Origin of the sequence: Actinacidiphila guanduensis (assembly GCF_900103985.1) — a bacterium.
GTDB lineage: Bacteria > Actinomycetota > Actinomycetes > Streptomycetales > Streptomycetaceae > Actinacidiphila > Actinacidiphila guanduensis.
Genome location: NZ_FNIE01000012.1, coordinates 139,271 through 164,457, shown reverse-complemented (window position 1 = coordinate 164,457; position 25,187 = coordinate 139,271). Strand labels below are relative to the sequence as shown.

At 72.6% G+C, this 25,187-nt stretch carries 2 protein-coding genes (1 of these 2 cut by a window edge); both read right to left on the bottom strand.

Annotation, left to right across the window (positions count from 1 at the left end; genetic code table 11):
* Positions 1-146: 146 nt before the first annotated feature.
* On the bottom strand, positions 147-5,720 hold the full coding sequence (locus BLR33_RS34825) for a hypothetical protein (protein WP_143031753.1): 5,574 nt from the start codon (positions 5,718-5,720) through the stop codon (positions 147-149).
* Positions 5,717-25,187: the 3' portion of a WXG100-like domain-containing protein gene (locus BLR33_RS25315; protein ID WP_093786914.1), read on the bottom strand. The gene runs 12,620 nt beyond the window's last position; only the last 19,471 of its 32,091 coding nucleotides appear in the window; its start codon lies off the right edge, out of view — the gene reads right to left on this strand; the stop codon is at positions 5,717-5,719. Before BLR33_RS25315 ends, BLR33_RS34825 begins: the two co-directional genes overlap by 4 nt.

Here is a 25,187-nt window from a genome sequence, read left to right as displayed (position 1 = left end):
GCCGCTTCCGGCGTGTGGCGGACCGTCGCCGAGGCCCACGGCGGTCCGCTCCCCCGTCTCCCCCGGTCACGCGGGACCGCCGTCCGGCCCCGCCAGGTGGTACGAGCCGAAGCCATGCCCCAGCGCCTCACGGCGCCATCAACTCATCACGCGTCGGCCGGGCTCGGCCGCGTCACCTCGCGCCGTGCCGAGACCGGTGGTTCGGTCACCGCCCGGCCGAAGATGTCCGGCAGGGCCTCCTCCAGGCCGTCGGCCAGGTGGTACGTGCCGGTCGCGTCGGGCTCCTTCTGCACCGGGAGCATGCCGTAGAGGCCGCCCGGGGCCTGGACCCGCAGGATGCCGCGCGGGCCCTGGAACTGCAGTTCCAGGTCGAAACTGTAGTAGCGGAACCGGCGGGTCTCGATCCGATTGTCCATCTCGATCCCGTCGCGGCGTCCTTCGTACTCGGTGGAGTCGTCGAACGAAACCTCGGCCGGCAGCATGGCGAGGAAGGCTTCCTCCCCGGGCTCGCCGCCGGCGGCCTGCGGACCGAGGGAGTAGAAGAAGCCGCCGCTGTTCTTGACCGTGTCGACGGTCTCCTCGTCCATCTGGACGTACCGCCGCGCCTTGAACACCGCGCCGTCCTTCGGCCCGATCACCTCCGCCCTGCGGATGTTCATGCCCACCAGGGCGGTACGGTCGCCGGCTCGGAGGTTGCCCTTGCCGGTGCCGCGGGTGACCACGTCGTCGCGTCCGACCGGCGCCTCGTACACGTGGGCGAGCAGCTCCAGGATGTTGGGGAGCAGCATCGCGGCGCTGGTGAAGTTCTGGTAGCGCAGGCCGCGCACCGTGCTGAAGTCCAGGCCCGGTATCCGCCAGGCGCCGTCCGCCGACAGGTCGGCCGGCGGCCTGAACGGCGCGGCGGCCAGCGCCGCCCACCGGTGCACCGCGGCCGCGCCGGGGAAGGCGAACGGGTGCAGCGCGTGCGCCAGCTTCTCCCGCGGGGTGGTGGGCGTCCGGTTGCGGTCCGGGGAGGACAGGTCCGGGGTGATCGGGGCCAGGTGCCAGGCCGCGCCGGTGCCGTGGACCGGTTCGAGGCGGGGGGCCGGCCCTTCCTGGACCAGGTGGGCGGGCACGAGGACCCGGAGCGCGCCGGCCATGCGCGCCTCGTCCGACCGGGCGAGCGGCCGCGCCTGGTACCAGAGATCGGCCATCTCCCTGCCGTACCGCAGGAGGTCGGCGCCGTGCAGCAGACCGGCCCGGGTGGTTCGCAGTGCGACGGCGACCGCCTCGGGCAGTTCGGTGCTGACCGCCAGGTGCACGGTGAAGACCAGCGGATGCTCGAACTCGTGCGACTCGTCGGGGTTGACGCGGAAGATCTTCTGGACCTTCTCGGCGTCCTCGGCCGAGCGCTCGGTGGCGTGCCGGTAACCGGCGCCGCCTTCCAGGCCCCCGAGCCCGGTGTCCTTGCCGCCCTGGACATGGCCCTCGACGCCCCCGCCGTAGCGGGTCTCCCGGGACTTCGTGCGGGACGGCACGTCCTGCCCGTGGGCCCGCAGGGTCAGCTTCACCTCGGGTCGCGGACGGTCGGAGGTGTGGGGCAGGACCTGTGCGGTGACCTTGATGCCGAGGTAGCGGGTGGACCCGAACGCCCCCGGCAGCGGCAGCGGCAGCCATCGCACCACGCCGGCGTCGCTCAGCAGCATCGTGTACTGGGCGCGCAGCGCCTCGTTGCCGAAGGACGCCTCCAGCTCGTGCAGCGGCAGGTTCGCCCGCTCGACGCCGTCCTTCTTCTCGGTCCGCAGGACTCCGTGGTGGCGCAGCGTCGTCTTGATCCAGTCCAGCACGTCGCCGCCGCGCAGCCGCTCGGGGTATCCGGTGCCGGGCAGCAGGGCGGGGTGGACGTGGCGCGGCACACGCGGCGACGGCGTCTCCAGCGGTGCGAGCCCTGCCAGTGCTGCCAGCCCCAGGTCATGGACCAGCCGTTCGGGCACGAGCGTGTCGAGCCCGTGCCCGACCCGCAGGTAGCGGCTGGTCGACGTAAGACTGCTGCCCTTCCAGCGCAGCAGGGTCACCTCGAACACCGGGTCCATCCGGAAGCCGTACTGGGTACCGCCGTACACCGCCCGGGAGACGGACACTCCGGTCTGTTCCAGCGCCTTCTGCCGCTTCCACGCCCAGTCGGCCTTGGCCTGGAAGTGAGCTCCCACGCTCATGAACGGCTTCTCGTGCTGCTCGCCCTCCTCGCCGGCGCCGGACTTCTCCTGGTCGCCGCCGGAGCGGCTGAGCAGTCCGTGCCCGACGTGGATCAGCGGTCCGGCGGCCGCCTCCGGGCCGGCGCCCCATCCGTGTCCCCGGTGGCGCTTGTGGTCCACGCCGCCCTGGGCGTAGTGCTCCAACTCGGCGGACTCGGCGGGGCTGAGGGGGCGGGGCCGGTAGCCGCGCAGCCGGAGCCGGAAGGCCTGCTTCCTGCCGTCGACACCCGTCGGCAGATCGATCACCCGGCCGGTGCCGGCCTCGGTGTCGAAGTGATCGGCGAGTGCGGAGGGAGTTCCCATGTCCTTGAGGGCGTCGGGCCAGTTGAAGCGGTCCTCGGCCCACCGGGCGGGCAGGCCGTTCGCCCGCGCATACATCTCGGCCGCCATCCGGGGCAGTTCGGGCAGGGCGAAGAAGGCGGGGGTGACCCCCGAGGCGCCGCCGACACCGAAGTCGACGACGTCGTCGTCCGGCCAGAAGAGGAGTTCCTCGGTGCGGCCGGCCAGTTCGAGGGTCTGCCGGTCGATCGGCTCGGCCGGGACGTGCTCGTGCGGGACGACGACGCGGGCGACGGTGTCGCCCGGCCGCGGGACCCACCAGGCCTCCGCGGGGGCGGGATCCGGCCGGTCGATCCACCAGCGCTCGGTGGGGCCGCCGGCCGGCCGCACCGCGAGTTCGTAGACGACCTCGTAGACGTGCTCGTCGACGTCCCCCCGCGTCCTCGCCCGCCAGCCTGACTTCACCGTGCCGCCGAGGTCGTGGCCGTGGTCCTGCTCGTAACTCCCCTCGCCGCGAAGGGAGAAGAACTGGAAGCGGACCACCTTGCCCAGCGGGCGCTGCAGCGACGCGCCCGCACCGGCCTTCGTCTCCCACTTCCCGCCGCGGTGCCCCGACACCTGGGCGCTGTACAGGCCGCGGACGTCGACGGTCATCGGGTAGCTCTCGGGTTCGTCACCGATCCGCTCGCGCACATGGGCCTGCGCGAAGAGCTGGTAGTCCCGCCCGCCGACGGTCACGGTGTGGTCGATGCCGTACATCAGCGCCGCCAGGTCGGTCTCCAGCGTGGGCCTGCCGTACCAGTTGACGAGATCCAGGTCGGCCTGCGACCAGTCGGCGCCCCGGCCTCCGGTGCGCGCCGCGTCCAGCTCCACGAGCTTGGCGCGCAACTGGTCGTGGACGAGTTCCGCGCCCGGCAGCGCGATCAGCCGGCCGAAGCCGAGGCCGCGCCGGGTGGCCGGCGCCAGGGGCTCGCGGGGGTGTGGGGCCGGCAGCGGGAGGTCGAGCCGGGCGGGCCGCCGGTAGGCCGAGGCGGGCAGCGGGAGCGCGGCCTCACGCAGCAGCGCCCGCACGTGCGGCTGCGCGCTCACCGGCCCGTCGTCGGACTGGCCGGCCGCGCGCAGCGCCGGCGTGCGGACCGCGCCGAGCAGCCGCCGCTCGAAGTCGGGCGCGTCCGAGCGCGGTACGGCGACCTCGCTGTCGACCTCCTCCCGCACCGGTTCCACCGTGTGCGTGGTGGAGCGGATCTCCACGGTGACCGCCTGGTCCGCCAGGTAGCGGCTCAGCAGGCCCTTCTGTTTGAGCACCGTCTGCCCGCCGGACTGCTCGACGAGCCGGTGGCCGGTGTCGCGCGCGTCGCCGAGGGTGACGGTGAGCATGGGAGCACGTGAGGATGCCTTGGAGTGATCCTCCGGGTTGTGCAGCCCGGTCAGGTCGAAGCCGGCGCCGATCGCCGCCTTGCTGGTGCTGTGCCGGCCCTGTGTGATGTGGAGGGTGCTGCCCGAGTCCTCACGGATCTTCGCGGTGACGTCGCCCAGGTACTGAAGCCGCTCGATCGATCCGCGGATCACGAAGTGGGCTTCGAACGACCGCGGCAGCCCGGCGGCGTTCCGTCCCGCCGGGACGGACACCTTCTCGGTGACGATGCCGTTGCCGCCGAAGGGCCGGCTGCGGTCGAGCACCGTCTGCTCGTTGAGGAGGTCGTGCACCTTGTCCACGGCGGCCAGGACCGCGGGGGCGGGCAGCCCGGCGCCGAGCAGCCGCCGTTGCAGCGAGGCGGCGACGGGGATCAGGTCGATGGCGTTGAGCACCTCGCGGGCGGCGCCGGGCCGGCGCCTGCGGGAGCCGCCGCCGGCGAACGCCACCTCGGCATCCGGGCGCGGCGCGTCCGCGTTCGCCAGGTCGCTCGGTACGTCGAGGGCGAGGCGGCCGGGGGACACCGGCACGTCCCCCCGCTCCACGCCGTCGACGAACACCAGGACGCGTACCCCGCCGTCGAAGCGGGTCTGCTTCTTCGCTTCGAGCTTGCGGCCGACGACGACGGTGCGCTTCCACCCGGACGAGCGGGTGTTGGCAACGCTCGCGGTCAGTCTCGGCACGACGGGCAGGAACGCGCTCGCGACCGATGAGGCGATGGAGAGCACCGACAGCATGGCCGCGTCGATGCCCTTCTCGACCTCGTGCTCGCGCTGGAGGCTCGTGGTGGTGGTGGCGTAGCCCGCCCCGAAGACCTCGACGTCGCCCTCCTCCGGCTGCACGGCGGGCACGAGGGCGGCCGGCACCGGGCGCAGCCACACCAGCCTGCCGTCCAGCACCAGCGTCCTGCCGCGGTTGAGCAGTTGCTGCCAGGTCTCCTTGGACTTGGTGGCGAGCACGTCCTTGAGCGCGTCCCGGAGGCCGGTGCGCAGGGCCGGACCGTCCTCCGGCCGGAGCGCCGCACGGGCGGCCTGCCGGGCCGCCAGGTCGAGGGCGGCCGGGTCCGCCCAGGGGTGGACCGTGACGATGGCCGCCGCGCCGAGCGCCCCCCGCTCCATGTACCAGGGCGCCTGATGCGGTGACGGCTCCGGCAGGATCTCCCCCCGCGCCGGGTCCTGCTCCTCCGCTTCCTGCTCGGGCGGCTGTTCCTCCGGTGCGATGGCCGTCCACGCGGCGGCGTCCTCGAGTGCGCCACGGGACGCGACGACCGGCGCTCCGAGCAGGTCCGCCACCTGTTCGGCGAACACCGTGTCCTTCTCCGGCCGCGGGCTCGCCACCGCGGGCATGAGCAGCGCGACCGGTTGCCCGGCCTGCCACGAGGTGTTCTCGCGGATCCACTGCGCAGTGCCCTCGGCGTCCAGCGGCTCCCCGTCGACGACGGCGATCGCGTGCTCGGGGTCGTACTGCCCGTACACCGCGAGGAGGCCGGGCGCGGCGGCGGTCGCGCCGGCGGGAGTTCCGGTCGCGGGGACAGTCGAGCCACTGGCAGCCTCGTTCGCGGCGGCGGTCGGGGGGCCGGCGGTCTCCGTCGCCGCGGCGGTCGGGGGGCCGGCGGTCTCCGTCGCCGCGGCGGTCGCCTCCTGGCTGTCGGCGCCGGGAGCCGCCTCCCGTACCGCGGGATCCCAGGCCGGACCCTCGCGCACCACCACCGGCTCCGGCTGCGGCCCCCCGTACACGACAGCGGGATCCACCGACTCGATGACGTCATCGTCCTGGAGCGGCGAGACCGTCACGCCCGCGCTCGCGGGAGCGGCCGGTGCGGAGTTGGCGATGTCCTGGCCGGCGGGTGCGCCGGGGGTCCGGCGGGGGTCCGTGTCCGGCCGGTGGCCACGACGAACTCGTACCGCTGACCGTTGCCGTCCGTCCGCCACTCACGCGACGTGACCACGAGGTCCGTGGCCCACGGGAACATCGCCTGCCGCAGCCCCGGGCGAACCGCGGCGAACGACACATCACACACCGGCGAACCGTCGACCCGAACGACGATCCGCCGCATGCCGGGCCCGGCCTCCCGCGTGTCCAGCTCCGCCAGCGCATCCTCCGAACTGCGCACCGCCGTCTCGAACGCCCGAGCCACCGCAGGAATCGCCGCAGCAGGGACGTCCGGCGCAAACATCCCGAAGTACACCGGCTCGCCCGCCGGCAGCGCCGGCAACCTGCCCAGCGCCTCGGCCAGCACCCCCTGGTGCAGCAGCGGCGAGACCCCCAGGTTCCGATCGGGGCCTTGGGTGCCCACGAACAACGCGGCCAGATGGGCCGGCAACAGCCGGTCCAGCGGCGAACCGCCATGCGTCTGGATCCACGCGACCACTGCCGCCACCCGGTCCTCCCAGCCGGGGGCCCGCGACCACCGCACACGCGTCCGGCCGGTCCGGTCCGCCGACGCCCGGATCATCGCGGAAAGATCGTCGGGCACCGCCGTGCCACCCGTGGCCTGTGCGGCGAACCTCGGGTACATCTGGTGGTGCGGGGGCTGCCAGGCGTGGCCGTGCGTTCTCGTGAGGGCCTCGTGGCTGCCGGAGAACGGCGCCAAGTTCGTGTCCACCCAGTGGTACATGTCCATGAAGTCGCCGTTCAGGGCCTCGTTCAGCCCGTCCACGGGTATGGCCCGGCCGTCGCCCGCGACATTGTCGGAGTAGTCGCGGAGGATCCAGCCGACGGTCGCGTACCCGGCGGGCACGCGCCACGCGACGACCGCCCTGAGCAACTGGCGGTCGAGCACGGCCGCATCGGCATCCTGCGGGACGGAAATGACCCCCCGCAGCGCCGCGAACAGCGGCGCCACGGTGCGCGACGTGCCCGGATGCACCAGGATGCCGCGTGCCCTGAGCGCATCGACCTCGTCCTTGCTGCCTCCGGCGAGGACGTACTCCGGCCGCGGGGGAAGGCCGTAAACGGCCGTGCCGATCGCCTCCATACGGCTCTGGAACGTCTGCGGGTGCCGCACGAGCACCGGGTACCTGCCGGAGCCGATCAGGGCGTCGTGGAAGCGCGTCACGAAGGCGTCCACGTCGGGGGCGGCGGAAAGTCCCGTCGCGATCGCCGCCTCATGGCCTCGCACGATGGCCTCGAAGCCCTGAGCCTCGACCAACTCACCGCGTCCCGACCGCCGGCCGGCGAAGGGCAGCGCGGCCCGCCGTTCGGCGGCGGCCGCGTGTTCGTCCCACGCCTCCTCACCCGGCGACACAGGACCGGCGGCCCCGTCGGGTACCTCGGTCATCACCACGTCCGTACCGGACCCGCCGTCCGGGCTGGTGTCTTCGTCCGAGTCGATGTCCTCGTCCGAGCTGACATCCTCGACCGAGCCGGCCTCCTCGACCCAGCTGACATCCTCGTCCGACCACTCGCTCTGCGGCGCCTCTTCCTGATCCGGCACGCCGTCTGGCCGCGGCGCAGCGCCGTCCTGGGTCGCGGCCGGTGCGGGGCCGGCGGGTGCGCCGGGGGTCCGGCGGGGGTCCGTGGTCCGGCCGGTGGCCACGACGAACTCGTACCGCCGACCGTTGCCGTCCGTCCGCCACTCACGCGACGTGACCACGAGGTCCGTGGCCCACGGGAACATCGCCTGCCGCAACTCCGGCCGCCCCGAAGCGAACGACACATCACGCGCCGGCGAACCGTCGACCTGAACGACGATCCGCCGCATGCCGGGCCCGGCCTCCCGGGCGTCCAACTCCGCCAGCGCATCCTCCGAACTGCGCACCGCCGTCTCGAACGCCCGAGCCGCCGCAGGAATCGCCGCGACAGGGACGTCCGGCGCAAACATCCCGAAGTACACCGGCTCGCCCGCCGGCAGCGCCGGCAACCTGCCCAGCGCCTCGGCCAGCACCCCCTGGTGCAGCAGCGGCGAGACCCCCAGGTTCCGATCGGGGCCCTGGGTGGCCAGGAACAGCGCGGCCAGATGGGCCGGCAACAGCCGGTCCAGCGGCGAACCGCCATGCGCCCGAACCCACGCGACCACCGCCGCCGCCCGCGCCCGGCCGCTGCCGAGCAACACTTGCGCACGTCTCTCAGTTATCTCCGCAGGCCGGTCCGATCGCGAGTATTCCTCGATCGTCTGGGTCAGCTCCTCGGGCACCACCTGGGCACCGGCGGTGTACACCCGGTGGTGGAAGGGCTGCCAGGCTTGGCCGTACCCCCTCGTCGGCGTCCTGTCGCTCCCGGTGTACGGCCCCAAGTCCGTGTCCACCCAGTGGTACATGTCCAGGACATTGCTGTTCAGGGCCTCTTTCAGGGCGTCCGAGGGGATGGCGCGGCCGTCGCGGCCGTCGCGGGCGACGTTGGCGGTGTAGTCGAGGAGGATCTGGCCGACGGTCGCGTACCCGGCGGTCACGCGCCACGCGATGACTGCCATCAGCAACTGCCGGTCGAGCACGGCCGCATCGGCATCCTGCGGGACGGAAATGACCCTCCGCAGCGCCTCGAACAGCGGCGCCACGCTCTGGACCGTGCCCGGACGCACCAGGATGCCGCGTGCCCTGAGAGCACCGATCTGGTCCTGGCTGTTCCAGGCGAGGACGTACTCCCGCCCCGGGGAAACCGCGTAGACGGCCTCACCGATCAGCTCCATCCGTCTCTGCAATGTCAGCGGCAGCAACTGCCGGTTCCGGGCCACCGCTTGGCGCCGCGCCCGGTACCCGTCGTTCGTCACCAGGGCCTCGTGGAAGCGCGTCACGAAAGCGTTCACGTCGAGGCCGGCGAAAATTCCCCTCGCGATCGACGCCTCATGGCCCTGCACGATGTCCTCGAAGCCGTCGGCCTCGACCAAGCGCCCGAGTGCCGGCCAGAGGCCGACGGATACAGGACCGGCGGCCCTTTCAGGTGCCTCGGTCATCACCACGTCAGTGCCGGACCCGCCGTCCGAGCTGGAGTCCTCGACCGAGCTGGACTCCTCGCCCGAATCGATGTCCTCGTCCGAGCCGGCCTCCTCACCCGAGCTGAAGTCCTCATCCGAGCTGAAGTCCTCATCCGAGCTGGACTCCTCGCCCGACAACTCATTCTGCGGCGCCTCTTCGCGCTCCGGTTCCTGCCCCGCTTCCTGCTCTCCTTCCTGCACCGGCGGCGCGTCAGCCATGAGTTCGCCGCCGGGATGCGGTGCGGTGGCCTGAGGAGCAGGCGCTGCCGGTGCGGAGTTCTCGTCGTTCGAGCCGGCGGGGCGGGGGCCGGCGGTGACATCGGTGACGACGACCAGCAGGTAGGGCAGGTCGTCGCTGTCCTGGAACCGTCCGACCATGTCGACCTTGACCTGCGTGTCCCACGGGAACATCGCCTGCCGCTGACCCGGACGGCCCGAGGCGAACGACACGTCGCGCACCGCCGAACGCATGACCTGCACCACCACCCGGGGACGGCCGTCGCCGCGGTCGGGCAGCAGCGCCAGCGCGTCCTCCAGACGGCGCACGGGCGTCTCGATGGCCGGAATCGTGATCAACTCCGGTACGCCGAAGGCCGGTTCGAGTCCCTCGTCCGGCAGGCGCATCCCGATGTACACCGGCTGGTCCTCGGGCAGGGCCGGCAGCATGTCCAGCGCCTCGGCCAGCATTCCCCGGTACAGCGGCAGCGACTGCCGTACCGCACCGGCCAGTTCGCGGGCTCGCCGGACCAGCTGCTCACGCGCGGCGGGGTCCTGGGGCGTCCGGCTCAGCTGTTCGAACTCCTCGTCCTGCATGAGCAGGTACGGGAAGTCCCGCGAGCCGAGCGCCAGCAGGCCCTCGACCATCTCCGGCAGCTCCGCCTCGAGCGCGGCATCCGCCGGGACGGTGCCGTCCCCGGTCACGTCGCCGCCGTACGTACGCAGCAGGTGGTGGTCGGTGCCGTGCGTCGCCAGGGACAGTGCGGTCATGTGTGCCGGCAGTAGACGGCTCATCACCGAGACCGGGTGCATGGACAGCCACGTATGCAGCGCGGTCCACCGCTCAGCCCAACTGTCCGCGCCCACCTGGTCCGCCAGGCCCGTCGGAATCGGCGGCACTTCCCCGGCCGACACGGCGAGCACCCCGATCGCTCCGATAAGCCCCTCGGGCAGTGTGAGTCCGCCGGTGGTCTGCGCGGCGAATTCGGACGGGTACATCTGGTGGTGCGGCGGCAGCCACGCGTCGCCGTAACGCTCGTTGAGGACGCGACGGCCCGCGGTGAACGGCTCCAGATTCCCGCGCACCCAGCCGTAGATGTCGATGGCATCGCCCAGGAGGGCGTCGCGCAGCGTGTTCCAGGCGACGCCCCGGTTGTTCGTGTCGTCGCCCACGACCGCGACCGAGTAGTCGTGGAGGATCTCGGCGAGGGCGTGTCCCATGGCCCCGCGCCTCGCGATCTCCGCCGCCAGCAACGGCTTGTCGTCGACCGCCGCGGCGCCCTGCCCGTCGAGCGCGTGGTGGCGATAGGCGGCGAACAGCAGCGCCATGCTGCGGTACGGAGCGCTGCCGACCGGGATGCCGCGTTCCGCGAGGTACGCCGCTCTGCGCTCGTCGCCGGTGGCGGCGGCATGCCCGGGGCCCGGGTGGAGCGCGGCGTCGATCGCGTTCATCACGTCCACGAGCGTCGCCTGTTCCGGCACGGTCACCTGGTAGCCGGCCCCGGCCAGCGCGGCCGCGAACCGCACCGCGACGTCGCGCAGTACGGGGTTGCCCGCGAGGGCATCGAAGACCGCCCTCTCGTGCGCTTCGGCGATGCCCTTCCAGGAAGGGGACGCGAACAGCATGCGGCGTCCCGCCCGGCGGCCGCCGAACGGGAGGCCGGCCCGTGGCCGATCGAACGAGGTCGCCGCCTGCCCGGTGACCGTCAACCACTCGGCGGTCGCGCCGCCCTGCGCCCTCTGGATGTAGATGTCCGGCTGCGAGGAGCCGGGGTAGAGCGTCGTCCCCACCGTGCCGGTCGACGCGACCACCGTGCCGCCCACGCGCCGGTGCGCCGCGTACTGGGCCACGGACCGGACAGCGGGGGCACCACCGTCGGCGGCGTAACAGACCAGAAGCAGCAACGGCAGGGACGCCGGATCGAGGCCGAGTTCCCGGCTCGTCTCGTCCGCCCAGACGCCGCTTCTCCCGCCGCCTGGGAAAACGTGTCCCTCGGGGCCGAAACCACGCCGGAGCCCCGGCCTGCCGTGGCCGGCGCTGACCAGGAACGCCGGTCGGCGGTCGTTGCCGTACCGCGGGGTGACGGGGGGCATCTCGACCTTGGAAACCGTGCCGTCCGGCTCTTTGACGAGGTAGAGCGGGACGCGGTGCAGGTTGCGGTAGGCGGCGGCCCGCCCAAGCCAGTCCACGCTGCCGAAGATGGCCTCGCCGTAGGGCACTCCCTCCTCGGTCGTGAAAAGCCTGCTGATGGGCGTCTGCCGCCATGCCGGCCCGGTGCTCCGGCCGACCGGCTCCAGGGGAACGACGAGGTATCGCCGCCCCGACGCCGTCTGCGCCGACTGCGGCTTCCCGGGGCGGAGCAGCGCGCCGTCGGGGAAGAACACCTGTGTGCCCGGACGCCGTCCGAAGGGCCCGGCCGCCCGCGCCTGCGACGCCGCGTCCACCCGGAATACCACCGGCAGCCCCGAACCCAGCAGGCGGGCGGCCCGGAACGCCTCGTCGACCGCCGACCGGTCGTCCGAGGTCGCCCGGAACAGACCGGGAAGCCGTACCAGCCCGGAGTCCTCGACGTACTGGGTCGGCACCGGCCCGGCCCACCACACCGGCTTCTCAGCCTCGGGCAACATCAACAGCGCCCGGCGCGCCATCTCCGCGATCTGCGCCAGTTCCGCCACCAGACGGTCCGTGGCCACGACATCCGCCAGCCACTCCGGATACTCGTCGTCGTACCCCGGGTTCAGCACAAGATCGGCCACCAGCGGATCGCGCAGCAGCACCAGCGCCACCTCGTCGGCGGGCGCCCCGCGGTTGAGCCGCTCGAGCCGTTGCCGGACCAGTCCGCGCAGCACGTCCTTGCCGTTCGCGGCAGCCGTCACGTCCGGGTGCATCAGGGCCGCGTCGTCACCGCCGAGCAGGTACAGGGCGATGAGGTGACCGAGGGGCGGAGCACCCCGGTAGAAGGGGCGGTGCTCCTGCATCCACTGGATGAACACGGTCCGGCGCTGCCACCAGGCGTCCTGGTCCCGCCCGCCCAGGACGTACCGCACGGAACGGTCCGTGACATCGTTCCTCAGTTCGTCCGCCGTCACCGCCTGCACCCCGGGAACCTGCGGGTCCAGCAGGGGCTGCGCCCACTGTGTGAACCTGATCTCGTGCGGGAAGCGCAGCAGATCGGGATCGTTGCCCGTGGGCTGCAGCAGGAACGGCACCAGACCATGGAATTCCGCGACGTCGGCCTCCACCGAGTCGGCCGTCCTCAGATCCGGTTCCATCCACCGGGGTGGAACGGAGTCGTCCTGGTCGATCACGCCGACGCGCTGGGCCGCGCCGAACACGTCCGCCAGCGTCAGCTTCCCCCGCATGGCCATCCACGCCGCCAGCGCGTTGCGGAAGCCGATCGTAGTCGCGTCCCGCCCGCTGTGATCGCCGACCGAAGCGCCGAGGGATGTGACGCCGATGCGCGGGTGGAGGAGCAGCATCGTCTCGGCCGACTGGATCAGTGCCCCCCGCTCGGCGGACTGCGCCTCGGGGACCGGATATCCCAGCGCGTGCAGCTTGGCGGTCAGCGCCGGTTCCGGGCGCGGCGCCCACATGCCCCACTGGGTGGCGTAGAACACCATGCCCCGGGCCACCGCTTCCATGACGGCCGCCAGCGTGGGCGGCCGCTGTCCGTTCTCCTCCTTCACCACCAGCAGCGCGTCCAGCGCCTCTGCCGTGCCGGTGCCCGGTGAGAAGAACTTTGCCGCGGCCTCGCCCGGAGCGATCTCGGCCACGGCCTGCACGAGCGCCTTGAGGGTGGCCTGCGCGGCCCGCCGCCATACGGGATTGGCCGCCACGGCACCGCCCACGGCCCGCTCGTACGTGGTCGCCGCGGCGAGCCACGCGCGCCGGTCGTCGTCTCTCTCCCCGAAGTACAGGCTGGGGAACAATGCCTTGGCCTGGCGCGACTGGCCGATCACCGCGGACGGCAGCGACGACGGGCCCGGCTGCGACGCCTGCGAGGCAGAGCCCTGCTGGGCCGGGGCCGACTGCTGGGCGGACGGCGCGCCGCCGCGCAGGCGCCGGCCCGCAGGTCGGGCCTCGTCCGCGGTCACCGGGCGGACCCGGATCTCGGCACCCGGGTCCGGGACCAGATCCAGCACGATCTGCTGGGCCAGCAGGTTCAACGTCGCGTTCTTCAGGCCCTGACGCGCCCGCAGATACGGATAGCCCTTCTGCAGGTCCCCGGTCGTGAACGGATTCGGCGGAAGGCTGTTCCGTGCCAGCTCCGCGTTCAGCTCGGCCAGCAGCATTCCGGCACCCGCGTCGTCCAGTTCCGGCTCCGGCGGGTGCTGCCACCACCAGACGCGGTCCGTCCGCGTATCGGGTTCCCGTTCCGCCTCCGGCTCGGACCAGGCGACCGCGCTCTTCCCCTTGCCCTTGCCCGGCACCGACCACGGGACCTGCTTCTGCGCAGACACCGGCCACGGCGTCGCCGCCGCCTTCCCGCCCCGCGGACGGCGGCCGGCGACGCGCGGGCTCCATGGCGCGACCTCGACGGGTCCGGCGACCGGTGCGGAGGCGGCGGGGTGGGTGTCGGCGGGACGGGTCTCGGCGGTCGGGTCGGCGGCCACGATCCACTCGAACGGCTCGTGCTGCGTGTCCTGGTCCCGCAGGTGCGAGGTGACCAGGACTTCGGTGTCCCACGGGAACATCGCCTGCCGCAGACCGGGACGGCCGGAGGCGAAGGACACGTCACGCGCCGCCGATGCCTGGACCTCCACCACCGTCCGCTGGTAGCCGGCCACAGGAGGCAGCGTCGCGAGCGCGTCCTGCGGGGTGCGCAGAGCGAGCTGGAAAGCCGGGATCACCAGTCTCTGCGGCACCGCGTCCGAGGCCGGGTCCCCCGGGCGCCAGTGGACGCCGACGTAGACCGGCTCGCCCGCGGGCAGGTGCGGCAACTTGCCCAGCGCCTCGGCCAGCATCCCCGCATGCAACGGAATCCAGGACCGTACGGTGGGCGCCAGTTCCGCGGCGCGCCGGACCAGCCGCTCGCGCGCCTGCCCGTGCCGCGGATCGTTCGGGTTCCGCAGGGCGGGGTCCGCGCTCAACTGCAGGAACGGGGCGTCGTCGGCGAGCAGGTACGGGAAGTCCGCCGATCCGCGGTCCACCAGGTCCTCGACGACGCGCGGCAGCTGCGCGGCATGCGCTTCCGCGCGGGTGAGCATGTCGTGGTCGGGCTGATGGGTCGCCAGGAACAGCGCGGTCAGGTGGGCGGGCAGCAGACGGTCGAGCGGCGATTCGGAGTGCTCCCGGACCCACGCGTCCACCGCCGTCCGCCGTTCGGCCCACGTGCCCGCACCCACCTCATCCGCCAGGTCCGGCGTGACCGGCGCCAACTGCCCGGTCATCACCCCTATGGCCCGGACGAGTCCCTCGGGCACCGTCAGATCGCCGGTGGTCCGGGTGGCGAAACCAGGGTGGTACATCTGGTGGTGCGGTGGCAGCCACGCCTCGCCGTACCGTGCGATGAGGTCGTCCCAGGCGCCGGGGACCGGGACCAGGTTCCGGCGCACCCAGTCGTAGATGTCCACGGCGTCGCCGAGCAGCGCGTCGCGCAGGCCGTCGAAGGCGATGCCCCGGTTGTCGTCGGCTACGGTGCGGGAGTAGTCGTGGAGAACCGCGGCAAGCGTACGCCCGGTGGGCCGTCCCAGGGCGATGGCCGCCAGCAGCAGTTTCCGGTCGTCCACCGGCTCGTGGTTCGGCCGGCTGAGGACGATTTTCCGATAGGCGTCGAACAGCGGCGCCATACTGCGGAACTCACCACTGCCCACCAGGATGCCGCGCTGCGCGAGGAATTCGGCTTGTTCCTGGTCGTCTTCCGCGAGGGTGTACGTGCGTTCCGCGCCGGCGGCGTGGACCGCGGTGTCGATCGCAGCCATCAGGGTCACGAGCGTTGCCGGGCCCTGCGGCGCGACCACCGAGAAGCCGGAGCGGTTCAGCTCGTCGGCCAGCTCCTCGACGAAAGTGAGCAGTTCGGGGCTGTTCACCGAGGCGTCGAAGATCGCCGCCTCGTGGCTCTCGGCCTTCTGCTGCCATTCGGGGCTCTGGAACAGCTGGTGACGTCCGGATCGCCGGCCGCCGAACGGCAGTCCGGCACGCTCGTGAGCGGCCGGGGTGAGGGCCTGCCGCTGGAAGCCCAGCCAGGCCGCGCCCGGCCCGCCGACCACGCTCTTGGCATAGATCTCCGTCTGCAGGGTCTTGAAGATTCTCACCCCTGAGGCTCCGGTCGCCGCGGTGACCGATCCACCCGCACGCTGGTTCGCGGCGCCCTGGGCGAATGACGGAAGACCTGCCTCACCGCCTGAGGCGGCGTGGCAGACCAGGAGCAACTGGCGTTTGGTGGGCGCGAGCATGTCCGCGAGACGGCCCGCCAGCCCACCGCTCACCGACATGACGCCCTCCGGGCCGAACGCTCTCCCCCGCATACGCCCGCCGTGGCCGGTGAACACGACGAAGGGTGGCTCATCGGCAGTGGACCCCGTGGGGACCGGAGGTTCGACCGGGTGTTTCCTGCCGTCCTTGTCGTGGACGACGTAGTTCGTGAGGCCGGGCAGGACCGAGAGGGTCCGCCGCCAGGCGCTCCAGTCGAGCGCGCTGTCAGCGGAGTGTCCGATGACCGCTCGACCGCCGGTCTCCGTCTCGACGCTGATCTGCCGGAGCATGTACGGCTCCTGCCATGCCGCCCTGGTTTCCTGCTGGACCTGCTCCAGGGAGACCAGGAAATACTCCCGGCCCGACGCGAGGTCGCGCACCCGCTCCCATTGCGTGGGCCGGAACAGGGCGCCGTCGGGGAAGGCCGCCTGCTTGCCAGGATGCCGGGCAAACGGCCCGAACTCCCGTATGCCCACCGGCTGTTCCACCTGGTACACCACCGGCGCCGACCCCGACCGGTCGGAGTACTGGAAAGCCTGCTCCCTCGCGGCCCGGCCATCGGACGTTGCCTGGAACAGCCGCGGAACGCGCACCGGCTCGGACGAGGGCACGAGGCCGGCCGACGCCTGCGCGACCCACCACACTCCTCCCTCCGCCTCGGGCAGGGTCAGCAGCGCCCGACGCGCCATCTCCGCGTGCTGCGCCAACTCGGCCACCAGATCGTCGGTGGCCAGCTCATGCGCCAGCTGCGCCGGCCGATTCTGTGTATGCGGCTGGGCACTCTCGACGAGCTGACCCACCCGTCGATCGCGGAGCATCACGTAGGGCAGTTCCGCCACCGGCGCACCCTGGTCCAGCCCCTCGAGCAGCGACAGAATCCGCCGTTCCAGCTCCGCCCGGCCCTCGGTGGGGGGAACCTCCGTCACCGCCGGATCCATCAGCACCGCGTCGGCACCGCCCAGCAGCTGGAGAGCAGCCAGGTGACCGGCAAAGGGAGCGTCGCGGTAGCGGCGGCGGTGTTCCTGCATCCATTCGATGAAGACCCCACGGCGCTGCTGCCACAGGTCCCTGTCCTCCCGCGAACCCACGGCAATGGACGTGGCATCGGATGCGAGATCCCGCCGCAGGGTGTCCAGGTCCACCTCCGAACCGACGAGGTCGGGGTTCAGCAGGTCTTCCGTCCACGCCTCGTATCCGGTCTCGTGCGGGAGACGGATCCGCTGCAGGTGACGGCTCTCGGAATCGAAGAGGAACGGCACCAGACCGTAGAATTCCGCGGCATCGGCCTCCACTGAGCCGGCCGTGCTCACGTCCGGCTCCATCCGCCGTGGCGGCGCGGCCATGTCGGTGTCGACCACACCGGCCCGCTGCGCCGCGCCGAGCCATTCCACGAGTGTGGGTACGTCGGCCCGATCACCGGGCTGACCCTGCTGTCCCTGCAACAGTTTCGAAGCGATCGCGGCGTTGCGGAACACGACCGCGTAGGTGTCCTGACCGCTGAAGTCGCCGGTTCGCGCGCCGAGGCTTGCCACCTTGATACGCCCGTGAACCAGCAGCAGTCTTTCGAATTCCGCCAGGCGTGCCGCCTTCGCCGCCGACAGGTTCTCGGCGACGGGATAGCCCAGTTCGTGCAGTTCCCGGGTCAACTCCGGGTGCAGGGGCACCACCTCCAGATTGTTCCGATCGGCGTAGAACTCCGCACCTCGCTCGACCGCGTCCATCACGGCGGTCAACGAGGGCAGCTTCTTGCCGCCCTTCTCATCCGTCACCAGCAGCGCACGCAGGTCATCGCGCAGTTGATCCAAGGAACGGCCGTCCTGCGGGAAGAACTCCCGCGGCTCCTCACCCTGCGGGACCAGCGCGGCCACCTGCTTGACGAGCGCGTGGAGGGTGGCCTGCGCGGCGTGCAGCAGGTCCGTGGAACCCGCCATCGAGAGCCCGACCCGCCTTTCGTACCGCAACGCCGCCTCGACCCAGTCCTCCCGGTCTTCCTCGTCCTCCCCGAAGTACAGGCTCGGGAACAACGCCTTGGCCTGCCGCGACTGGCCGGTCACCGCGGGCGGCAACGACGACGGGCCCGGCTGCGCCGCCTGCGAGGCGGGGCCCAGGTGGGCGGACGCCTGCTGGGCGGAGGGCGCGCCGCCGCGGCCCCGGGGCGGTGCCAGGGCGGCGATCAGATACGCGATGGCCTCACCGCGGTGGTGGGGGTTACGGCGCTGCTGCCAGCGCGGCAACAGGTCGTGCGAGGAGGCCACGAGCTCCGGGGTCGCCGTGTCGGGGTCGAGCCGCAGGGTGCGCAGCACACTCCGGGCCCGATCCAGCACCGCCGGATCCCAGGCCGGGCCCTCGCGCAGTTCCGCCGGCTCCGGCTCCTCGTACACGGCAACGGGTTCCGCCGGCTCGATCGCGTCGGTCGCGTCCTCCTGCCGCTGACGCGGGCGGGACGGCGCGGGGGCATGCTGCGGCACGGCCGTGTTCGGCGGCCGCCGGTCCGCCTCCGCCGGCTCCGCCGCCGCCCCGGCGGCCTCCTCTGTGGCCCCCTCGACAGCGGCCTCGGCGGCGCCCTCGGCGGCCTGCTCCGCTTCCGCCGCCTCCTCGATCGTCGCCGGGGCGGGCGGATCGGCTTCGGCCGGAAGGGGCGGGAGGGGTTCCGTGGTGCGGAAGAGGAGGTCGACGACGAGCCAGCGGGTGCCGTTCGGGCCGTGGACCTCCAGGACCGCGACGCCGCGGGCGCGGTGGCCGGTCAGGCCGGAGCCGTCGGCGTCCTCCTTGGGGGTGCCGACCCGCAGCAGTTCGCGGCGCTGGCTGGAGGTGCCGAAGGCTCCGCCGAGGCTGCTGCTGCCGCCGGCCAGCGGGACGGTGAGGTTGCCACGGTCGGTCCCGGCGGTGTTGGCCGGGAAGCCCCCGAAGGTCAGCGAGACGCTCAGGCCGCCGTCCGTCTGGGTGCTGAAACCGTCCGCGGACAGTTCGACGCGGTCGATGGCGACATTCTTGCCGGTGGTCTCCGGGCGCGCCGAGAACACCGTGATCTTCGCCCAGGTGTTCTTCCCGCCAGGGCGCCGCAGGAACGGCGCGACCTGGGCGGGCGTCAGCAGGGTCAGCCGGTTGTCGGCGACGAGCTGGGTCAGGCGCAGCAGCATGTCCTCGCTCGACCGGGAGGTGCCCGCGCCGATGAGGGGTGTCAGCGAGGTGTCCACCGCGCGCAGCGCCCGGCCCACCAGGTCGAGTCCCTCCGCGCCGCCGAAGCTGAGGACGTGGATCGACCGCTTCGGCGCCCACTGCGGCCCGTCGAGCAACTGCCGGACCTCGGGCGGCACCTGGTCCGGGTCGATCTGCAGGACGTGCGCGTCCGGAGCCTGCCCCGGACGCAGCGTCGGGTCGAAGTCGTACAGGGCCGGCCGGACCCTCTGGACGCGCGGTCCGCCGTCGCCCGTGGCCTCGTCGGCGACCGGGGCCTCGTCCGCGTCGAACCGCAGGCTGACGGAGGCCGGTACGAAGCCGCCGCCGTGGCGGTGCGGGCTCGGGAGGTGTGGAAGAGCGGGCCCGAGCAGGTCGAGGATGCCGGTGACGCGCCCGGTCCACATCAGGCCGTTGCCGATGCCCGTGAGCCCGGCGTCGATCAGCCGCACCAGCAGCGCCTCGTCCAGCGGCCGGGAGGTGACCGTCCACTCGTAGATGTACGGCACACCGTTGAACTCGACGCTGTCGCCGGTTCGTTTCCAGCTGCGCACCTCGCGGGAGGAGGTCTGCGTCGTGGTGACGGATCGGCTGCGGGAGGCACTCAGCACGGGCACGGCCTGGTTGCCGCGGACCTGGCCGGCCGGCTGGAAGGCCAGCGTGTCGCGGCGGCTCCTGCCGCTGCTCACACTGGTCGCGCCGGGCTCCCGCAACGCGGCGCCGTCACCGCTGGAGCGGCCGAAGACATTGTCGGTGCCCGACGTGGGGTCCACCATCCGCCCGCGCAGGGCACTCAGGTCGGTGCCGGGCGCGGGCCGGGCGGTGAAGGCGACCTCCACCAACTGGGGGCCGAACAGGGAGCCGTGGACGAAGTGGAACGCGGTGACGCCCTCGGGTCCGGCGTTGGGCAGGGTACGCAGACCGAGCGAGGTGGTGTGCTCGTTGATCCGGGTCAGCACCTGCTCCCGGTAGCCGGCGTGGCCGGGCTGCGTGGCACCGGGCGCCTGCGCCTCGACGGCGGCGACGACGGCGTCGTGGAACGCCTTCCTGCCGCCCTGCAACTCGACCTCGGTGACCGCGCCGCCCCCCATGGATCCACCGCCGTCCACGTACCAGGAGGGCAGGATCCGGTCGAAGGGCCGGCCCTGGGGCAGCTCCGGGAAGTCACCGATGGCCAGCAGTTCGGGGTGGTTGCGCAGGTCGTTGTCGACGAGCAGGAACTCCACCGCGTCGGGCACCTCGACCACCCGGGTGCCGGCCAGGTATGGCCCGGGGCGCAGGGTGCCGGTGAAGACGTTGTTCAGGCCACGGCGCACGCTGACGACGTAGACCGCCTTCGCGGTGAACCGGTGCATGCGCGTGGTGTCCTCGGTCGTGACCCGGAACGCGCCGGTGTTGTCGCTGACCGTCGAGCTCTTGGCGGCCGACCTGTCGTGCCGGCCGATGCCGGTCGGGTTGAACGACCGGCGGGCGGTGCCGTACTGGCCGCCCGTCGTGGCGGTGAACGAGGGGCCGGAGCTGACCGATTCGGTGAGCCGGGCGGCGCCGGTGGACTGCAGCCAGCGTTCGCCGTCCATCTTCGGCGGCTGCGGCATGAGGTGGACGTCGGTGAGATACCCCTGCACCTCGATCGTCACGTCGGTTCCGGCCAACGCCCCGGGCGTACCGCCGCCCTCGACCACGTACGAGTCCCGGAAGACGCGCAGCGCGTTCGCCGCCATGTGCTGGGGGGACAGCCCCGCCCGATGGGTCTGCTCCGTGGGCGACTCCGGGTGCGTGGCGGGCTCGCCCACCGCCACCTGCTTCACGAACCGCCAGGTCGCAGCGGCTCCTGACCACTCGGCCACCCAGCGCCCGGCGATCACGCCGGCCGTCAGGGCCACGTCCGTCCATGTGAGGGTACCCTCGGGCTCCGCGCCGGGGTGGGTGGCGCCGGATGCCTCGCCCTGCGGGAAGGCGCCGGGCATCGTCCGGGTCGGATCCTGCTCCCGGTCCTGCTCCGGCTCCGGCTCCGCCGCGCGCTCCGGTCGCGCGTCGGCGGATGCCGGGAACTCCGCCCGGCCCGGCTCCGGCTCGGCGTCGGCGGCCGTCCGCGGCGGCAGGTGCGCCGGCTCGGGCCGCCGCACCGGGACGAGCGGCAGCCGGTCCGGCCCGACCTCGGCCTCCAGGTCCGGCTCCGCACCGGGCTCCGCGGCAGAGTCCGCGCCGGGGGCCGTACCGGGCTCCGCGGCATCGGGAGCGTCGTCCTCCGGGAAGGCGCCGGGCAGCCGCGGCATCGGCTCCCGCTCCGCCGCGCCTTCCATCTCGGCCGCCTCGTCGTCCAGCTCGGCCAGCACGTCGTGGACGACCCTCTTCAGCGCCTTGCCGCCCTCGGTCCGGTCGAGCAGCGCCGTCTCCGGCAGCCGCAGCACACCGTCGCGGTAGACGAGCCCGTCGCCAGGCCGGGCCAGCCGGGTGGTGTCCTCCTCGGTGAGGTCGCGTACGGCCGGTTGCTGCGAGTCCCTGCCGGACACGTCGGCGACCGGCTCGGCCAGCGTCCTGTACGTCGGCACCGACAGCCGTACCGACCCTTCCGCCGTCACCGGCTCGGGGTCGTCACCGTGGCTGAAGGAGAACTCCATCCGATGGGTGACCGGCACACGGAACGCCTGGGTGCCGTCCTCGGTGGGGCTGAGGGTGTAGTACTCGTGGCCGGTGCCGGAAGCTGATCCCCGGGTCGTCGTGATCTGCCGGTGGTACCCGGGCTGGAAGGTGACCTGGTTCAGCGGCTGGGTGGCCTCGCGACCGCCGAGCGGGTTCGTGACCGAGCCGGTGACGCCGCCGCTCACGGCCAACGGGGTGGTGCTGAACTGCTCGTCCCCGCTGATCGTCGAACCGGTGTAACTGAGGTCCTGCGCATCCGGCAGCACCTGCTGGTGCTCCACCCCGTCGTCGGCGCGGGGCCCGGTGTACCGGCGCTCCGTGCCGATCGTCACGGTGAGGCGCCGGCCCCCCGCCGCGGCGGGCAGGGTGAACGTCGTGTCGTCGGCGCTGCCCTCGATCATCTCGTCCAGCGCGGAACGCAACGCCAGCCGCTGCCGCATCCCGTCCAGCTTCTGCATGTTGAGCAGCCGGGCGACCTGTGTCTCCTCCGCCACCGCGGGGTTCAGCGCCTCGGACACGGCGGAGTGCGGGGGCAGGAATCCGTTGTCCCGGAGCCACTCCTCGAGCCGGGCGAACAGGGGCTCGGTGCCGCTGACCCCCAACGGCGTGGTCGACACGCCGAGCGAGCGCAGGTGGAGCAGGTGGGACGGCAGATACCGGCGTTCGGATTCACCCGGAGCGTGTCCGAGCGTCGCGAGTGACGGCACCTTCATGGTCACCGGGTACCGCTGCTCGGGGTCGGCCAGCGGTGTGCCATGCGCGGGGCCGGCCTCCTGGCCGGCCGGGCGCACCAGGCGTACCGTCAGCTTCGCCCGAGCGGCGACCTGGAAGAGCGGCTTGGCGGTGCGCAGCGAGTGCACGATCCGCGCGCTGCCGCCGCCGGTCAGCGTGTGCACGAACTGGTGCTGGACCCCGGTCTGGAAGGCCAGGCCGCCGCCGCGTCCCGCCACTCCCGTCTCCGGGTCCGGCTCGCCGCCGAAGAAGAGCGAGAGGCCGGGGATCGGCAGATTGATCTCGACACCGTTGACCACCGACGAGCTGCCCTGCATCCGCACCGAACGCAGGACGTAGGACTCCATCACCGCGTTCTGCGTGGGCGGCCCGGTGATGGCCGGGCCGCCTTCGGCGTCTTCGAGGTCCAGGCCCAGCCTCAGGTAGCCGATCACCGCGCCCGACGCGTCGTACAGCAGCGGCGAGGGCACCGAACCGCCCCACGCCGACGGCACGTTGGCCCGCAGGTTGCCCTCCTTGAAGAACTCGCGAAGCGCCTTCCGCGACTCGTCCGAGAGGTTCCCCAGCCGGTCCTGGAAGGAGGCCATGACGTCGGCAAACAGCTGGTCGTGGTCGGGGATGGCGGTCACACCGTGCAGCGGGAACTCGTCCAGCAGCCGCCCCACCGGCGCGGGCACGGTCGCCGGGTCGGGGTCGGCCGCGGCCGGCTGCGGCAGGGCGGCCCGCTCGGACAGGTGCTTGGGGAACCACACCGTCAACGGGCCCGGCGCGGACTCGTCCACCGACTGCCAGTTGTCGTAGGGCACGCGGCCCGCCAGCAGCTCCTCATAGGAGTTCCCCAGCCGGAACTCCCAGTGCATCTCGTACGCGTACGGGAAGCTGCGCTCACGGCTGCGCAGAATGGACATGGACTGCACGACGCGCCCCGTCCGCACCTCGTTGCGCGCCTGGTTGTAGACGATGCCCAGCCGCGGGCCGAGGGCGATCTGCCGCAGCTTGCCGCGGTCGACCTCGAAGTCATGGGTGTATCCGGCCGAGCCCGGCCGCAGGCTGCCGTCCCCGGTGTCGTCCTCCGATTCCCCGATACCGAACGCCCAGCGCTGCACCGTCACCGGCGGGCCGCCGTCGGGCATCAGCGCCATCCCCGGGTCCACCGCGCCCACCACGGTGGTCGCCAGCCGCAGCGAGACCGGGTACCGCACGCCCTGGTATGCCACCGCCAGCGGCAGTCCCGACCGGGTGAACAGCTGGGACCACTCGGCGGTCAGCAGCGCCTGCGTCAGCACCTGCTCCACGTCGGCGTGGAACTGCGCGTCCGGCTCGTTGTCCCCCTCCACGGCACGGAAGACCTGCTGTCGCAGCCACTCCACGACGGGCTGCGGCACCGGTTCGATGAATTCCATGCTCCGGACGCCGTCGCGCCGGGACCCGAACTTCCTGACCGCGTCGCTCAGTTCGGCGTACGCCTGCTGGGCGTCCACCAGGCCGTCGAAATCCGCCGGCCGTTCCAGCGCCTCGTCGGCGGCGGGCATGCCGGACTGCGCTGTCCCGGCGGGTCCCGAGGTAGACGCCGCGACGACGACGGCCTGTTCGGCCGGCTCCCGGGCCGCCTCCGGCTCGGACCAGGCGACCGCGTCCCTGCCCGTGCCCTCACCTTGCTGCTCGGCCGCGGGGGACCGCGGATGGACCTGCTCCGCACCGGACTGGTGCGGCGGCGTGGCTTGTTCATGTCCTGGCTGTTCACCACCCGGCCGCTCCGACCGGCGCTGCTCACCAGCGGGCGCGAAGATCTCCGGGTGGAGCGTGAGCAGATCTCCCTTCAGCGTCCCCTCGGGCGTGAGCGGGAACATCGCGGTCAGGCCGCCGGGGATGTCGACATGCAGCTGGCGTGTGGGCCGGTGGAGCGGCGTGAACACCGCCTTGACGTCGAAGCGGTAGTAGCGGAATCGGCGGGTGCCGTCCTGGCCGTGGTGGTCGTTCGGAGCCGCCGATACGATGGGCCGGGGCGGGCCGGAGGGCTCCGCCTGCGAGGGCGTGATCTGCCAAGGGGTGCCGCCCCGCTCGGCGCCGGAGGGGTCGGACACGGTCATGATGTGCCCGCTCAGCGCCGACTCCTCGGTGTGGTCCTGCCGGTGGCTGCCGGCACGGTGGCTGACGTCGGCCGCTCTCGGGCTGATCACCGTGCCGCCCGACAGCTCGAAGCCGACCCGCACCTTGCGTCCGCCGACACTGATCTCGTACTCGTGTGTGAGCAACTCCGCCATGTGCGGCCGGAGCTGGGCACGGCTCGTGCTGCGGTCGTAGGCGAGACCGCTGGTGGTGGTGAAGTCGGCGCCGGCGATGTGCCAGGGCTCGCCCCGGTCGAGGGCAGGCTCCCGGCTCGCCCGCAGTGCGGCCACCTTGGCCCAGCGGTTCACGGCCTGGGCCGCGTCGACCTCCCAGGGGTGGAGGTTGTTCAGCAGCGCATCGGAGGGCGTGGAGGCGGGCGGCCGGGCGTCGCTCCAGCGCGGGTCGTGCCCGTAGTCGCGCCGGAACACCGGAGCCGTCGGCCCGCCGTCCGCGTGGGACGGGGCATCCTCGGTGAGGAACCGCGGCACGAGGAAGCGGACGTCGCCGCTGATCTCCTGGCCGGGCCCCTCACCGGTGTCGTGCCAGATCCACGGCCGGCCGGCGTGGGCCAGTTCGTCCAGCGTCTCCTTGAATCCGAGCTGATCGGCCAGCACCGAGGTCAGGGCGTAGACACCGTCGATGGGCAGGGCGAGGAGTCCGAGGATCTCGGGCATCTCGCGGACCGTGCCGAGTTCCACGGAGAAGTGCACCTGGTGCTCGAACTCCTCCGAAGGGCCACCACCGTCGGCCTCGTAGACGGTGACGTCCCTGTGGACCGCGTGCCGCTCCTGGACGGGTATGTCGTTGTATCCGAGATAGGCGGAGCCTGCGTTGTGCCCCTGCTGGGGGACCTCGCCCGCCAGTCCGCCCGACCCGGCCATGGCGATGCCCGTCTCCACGGGCCGCACACGCACCTCGCCCCGGCGGAGTTCGCTCGCGGACTCCTGGCGCAGCGTCAGTTGTACGTCGTCGCGCGGCCGGCCGGCATGCGCCGGGTCCAGCCGCACTGCCTTGACGTTCACGTACAGGTACCGGGTGGAGCCGGCGAGCGTGGGG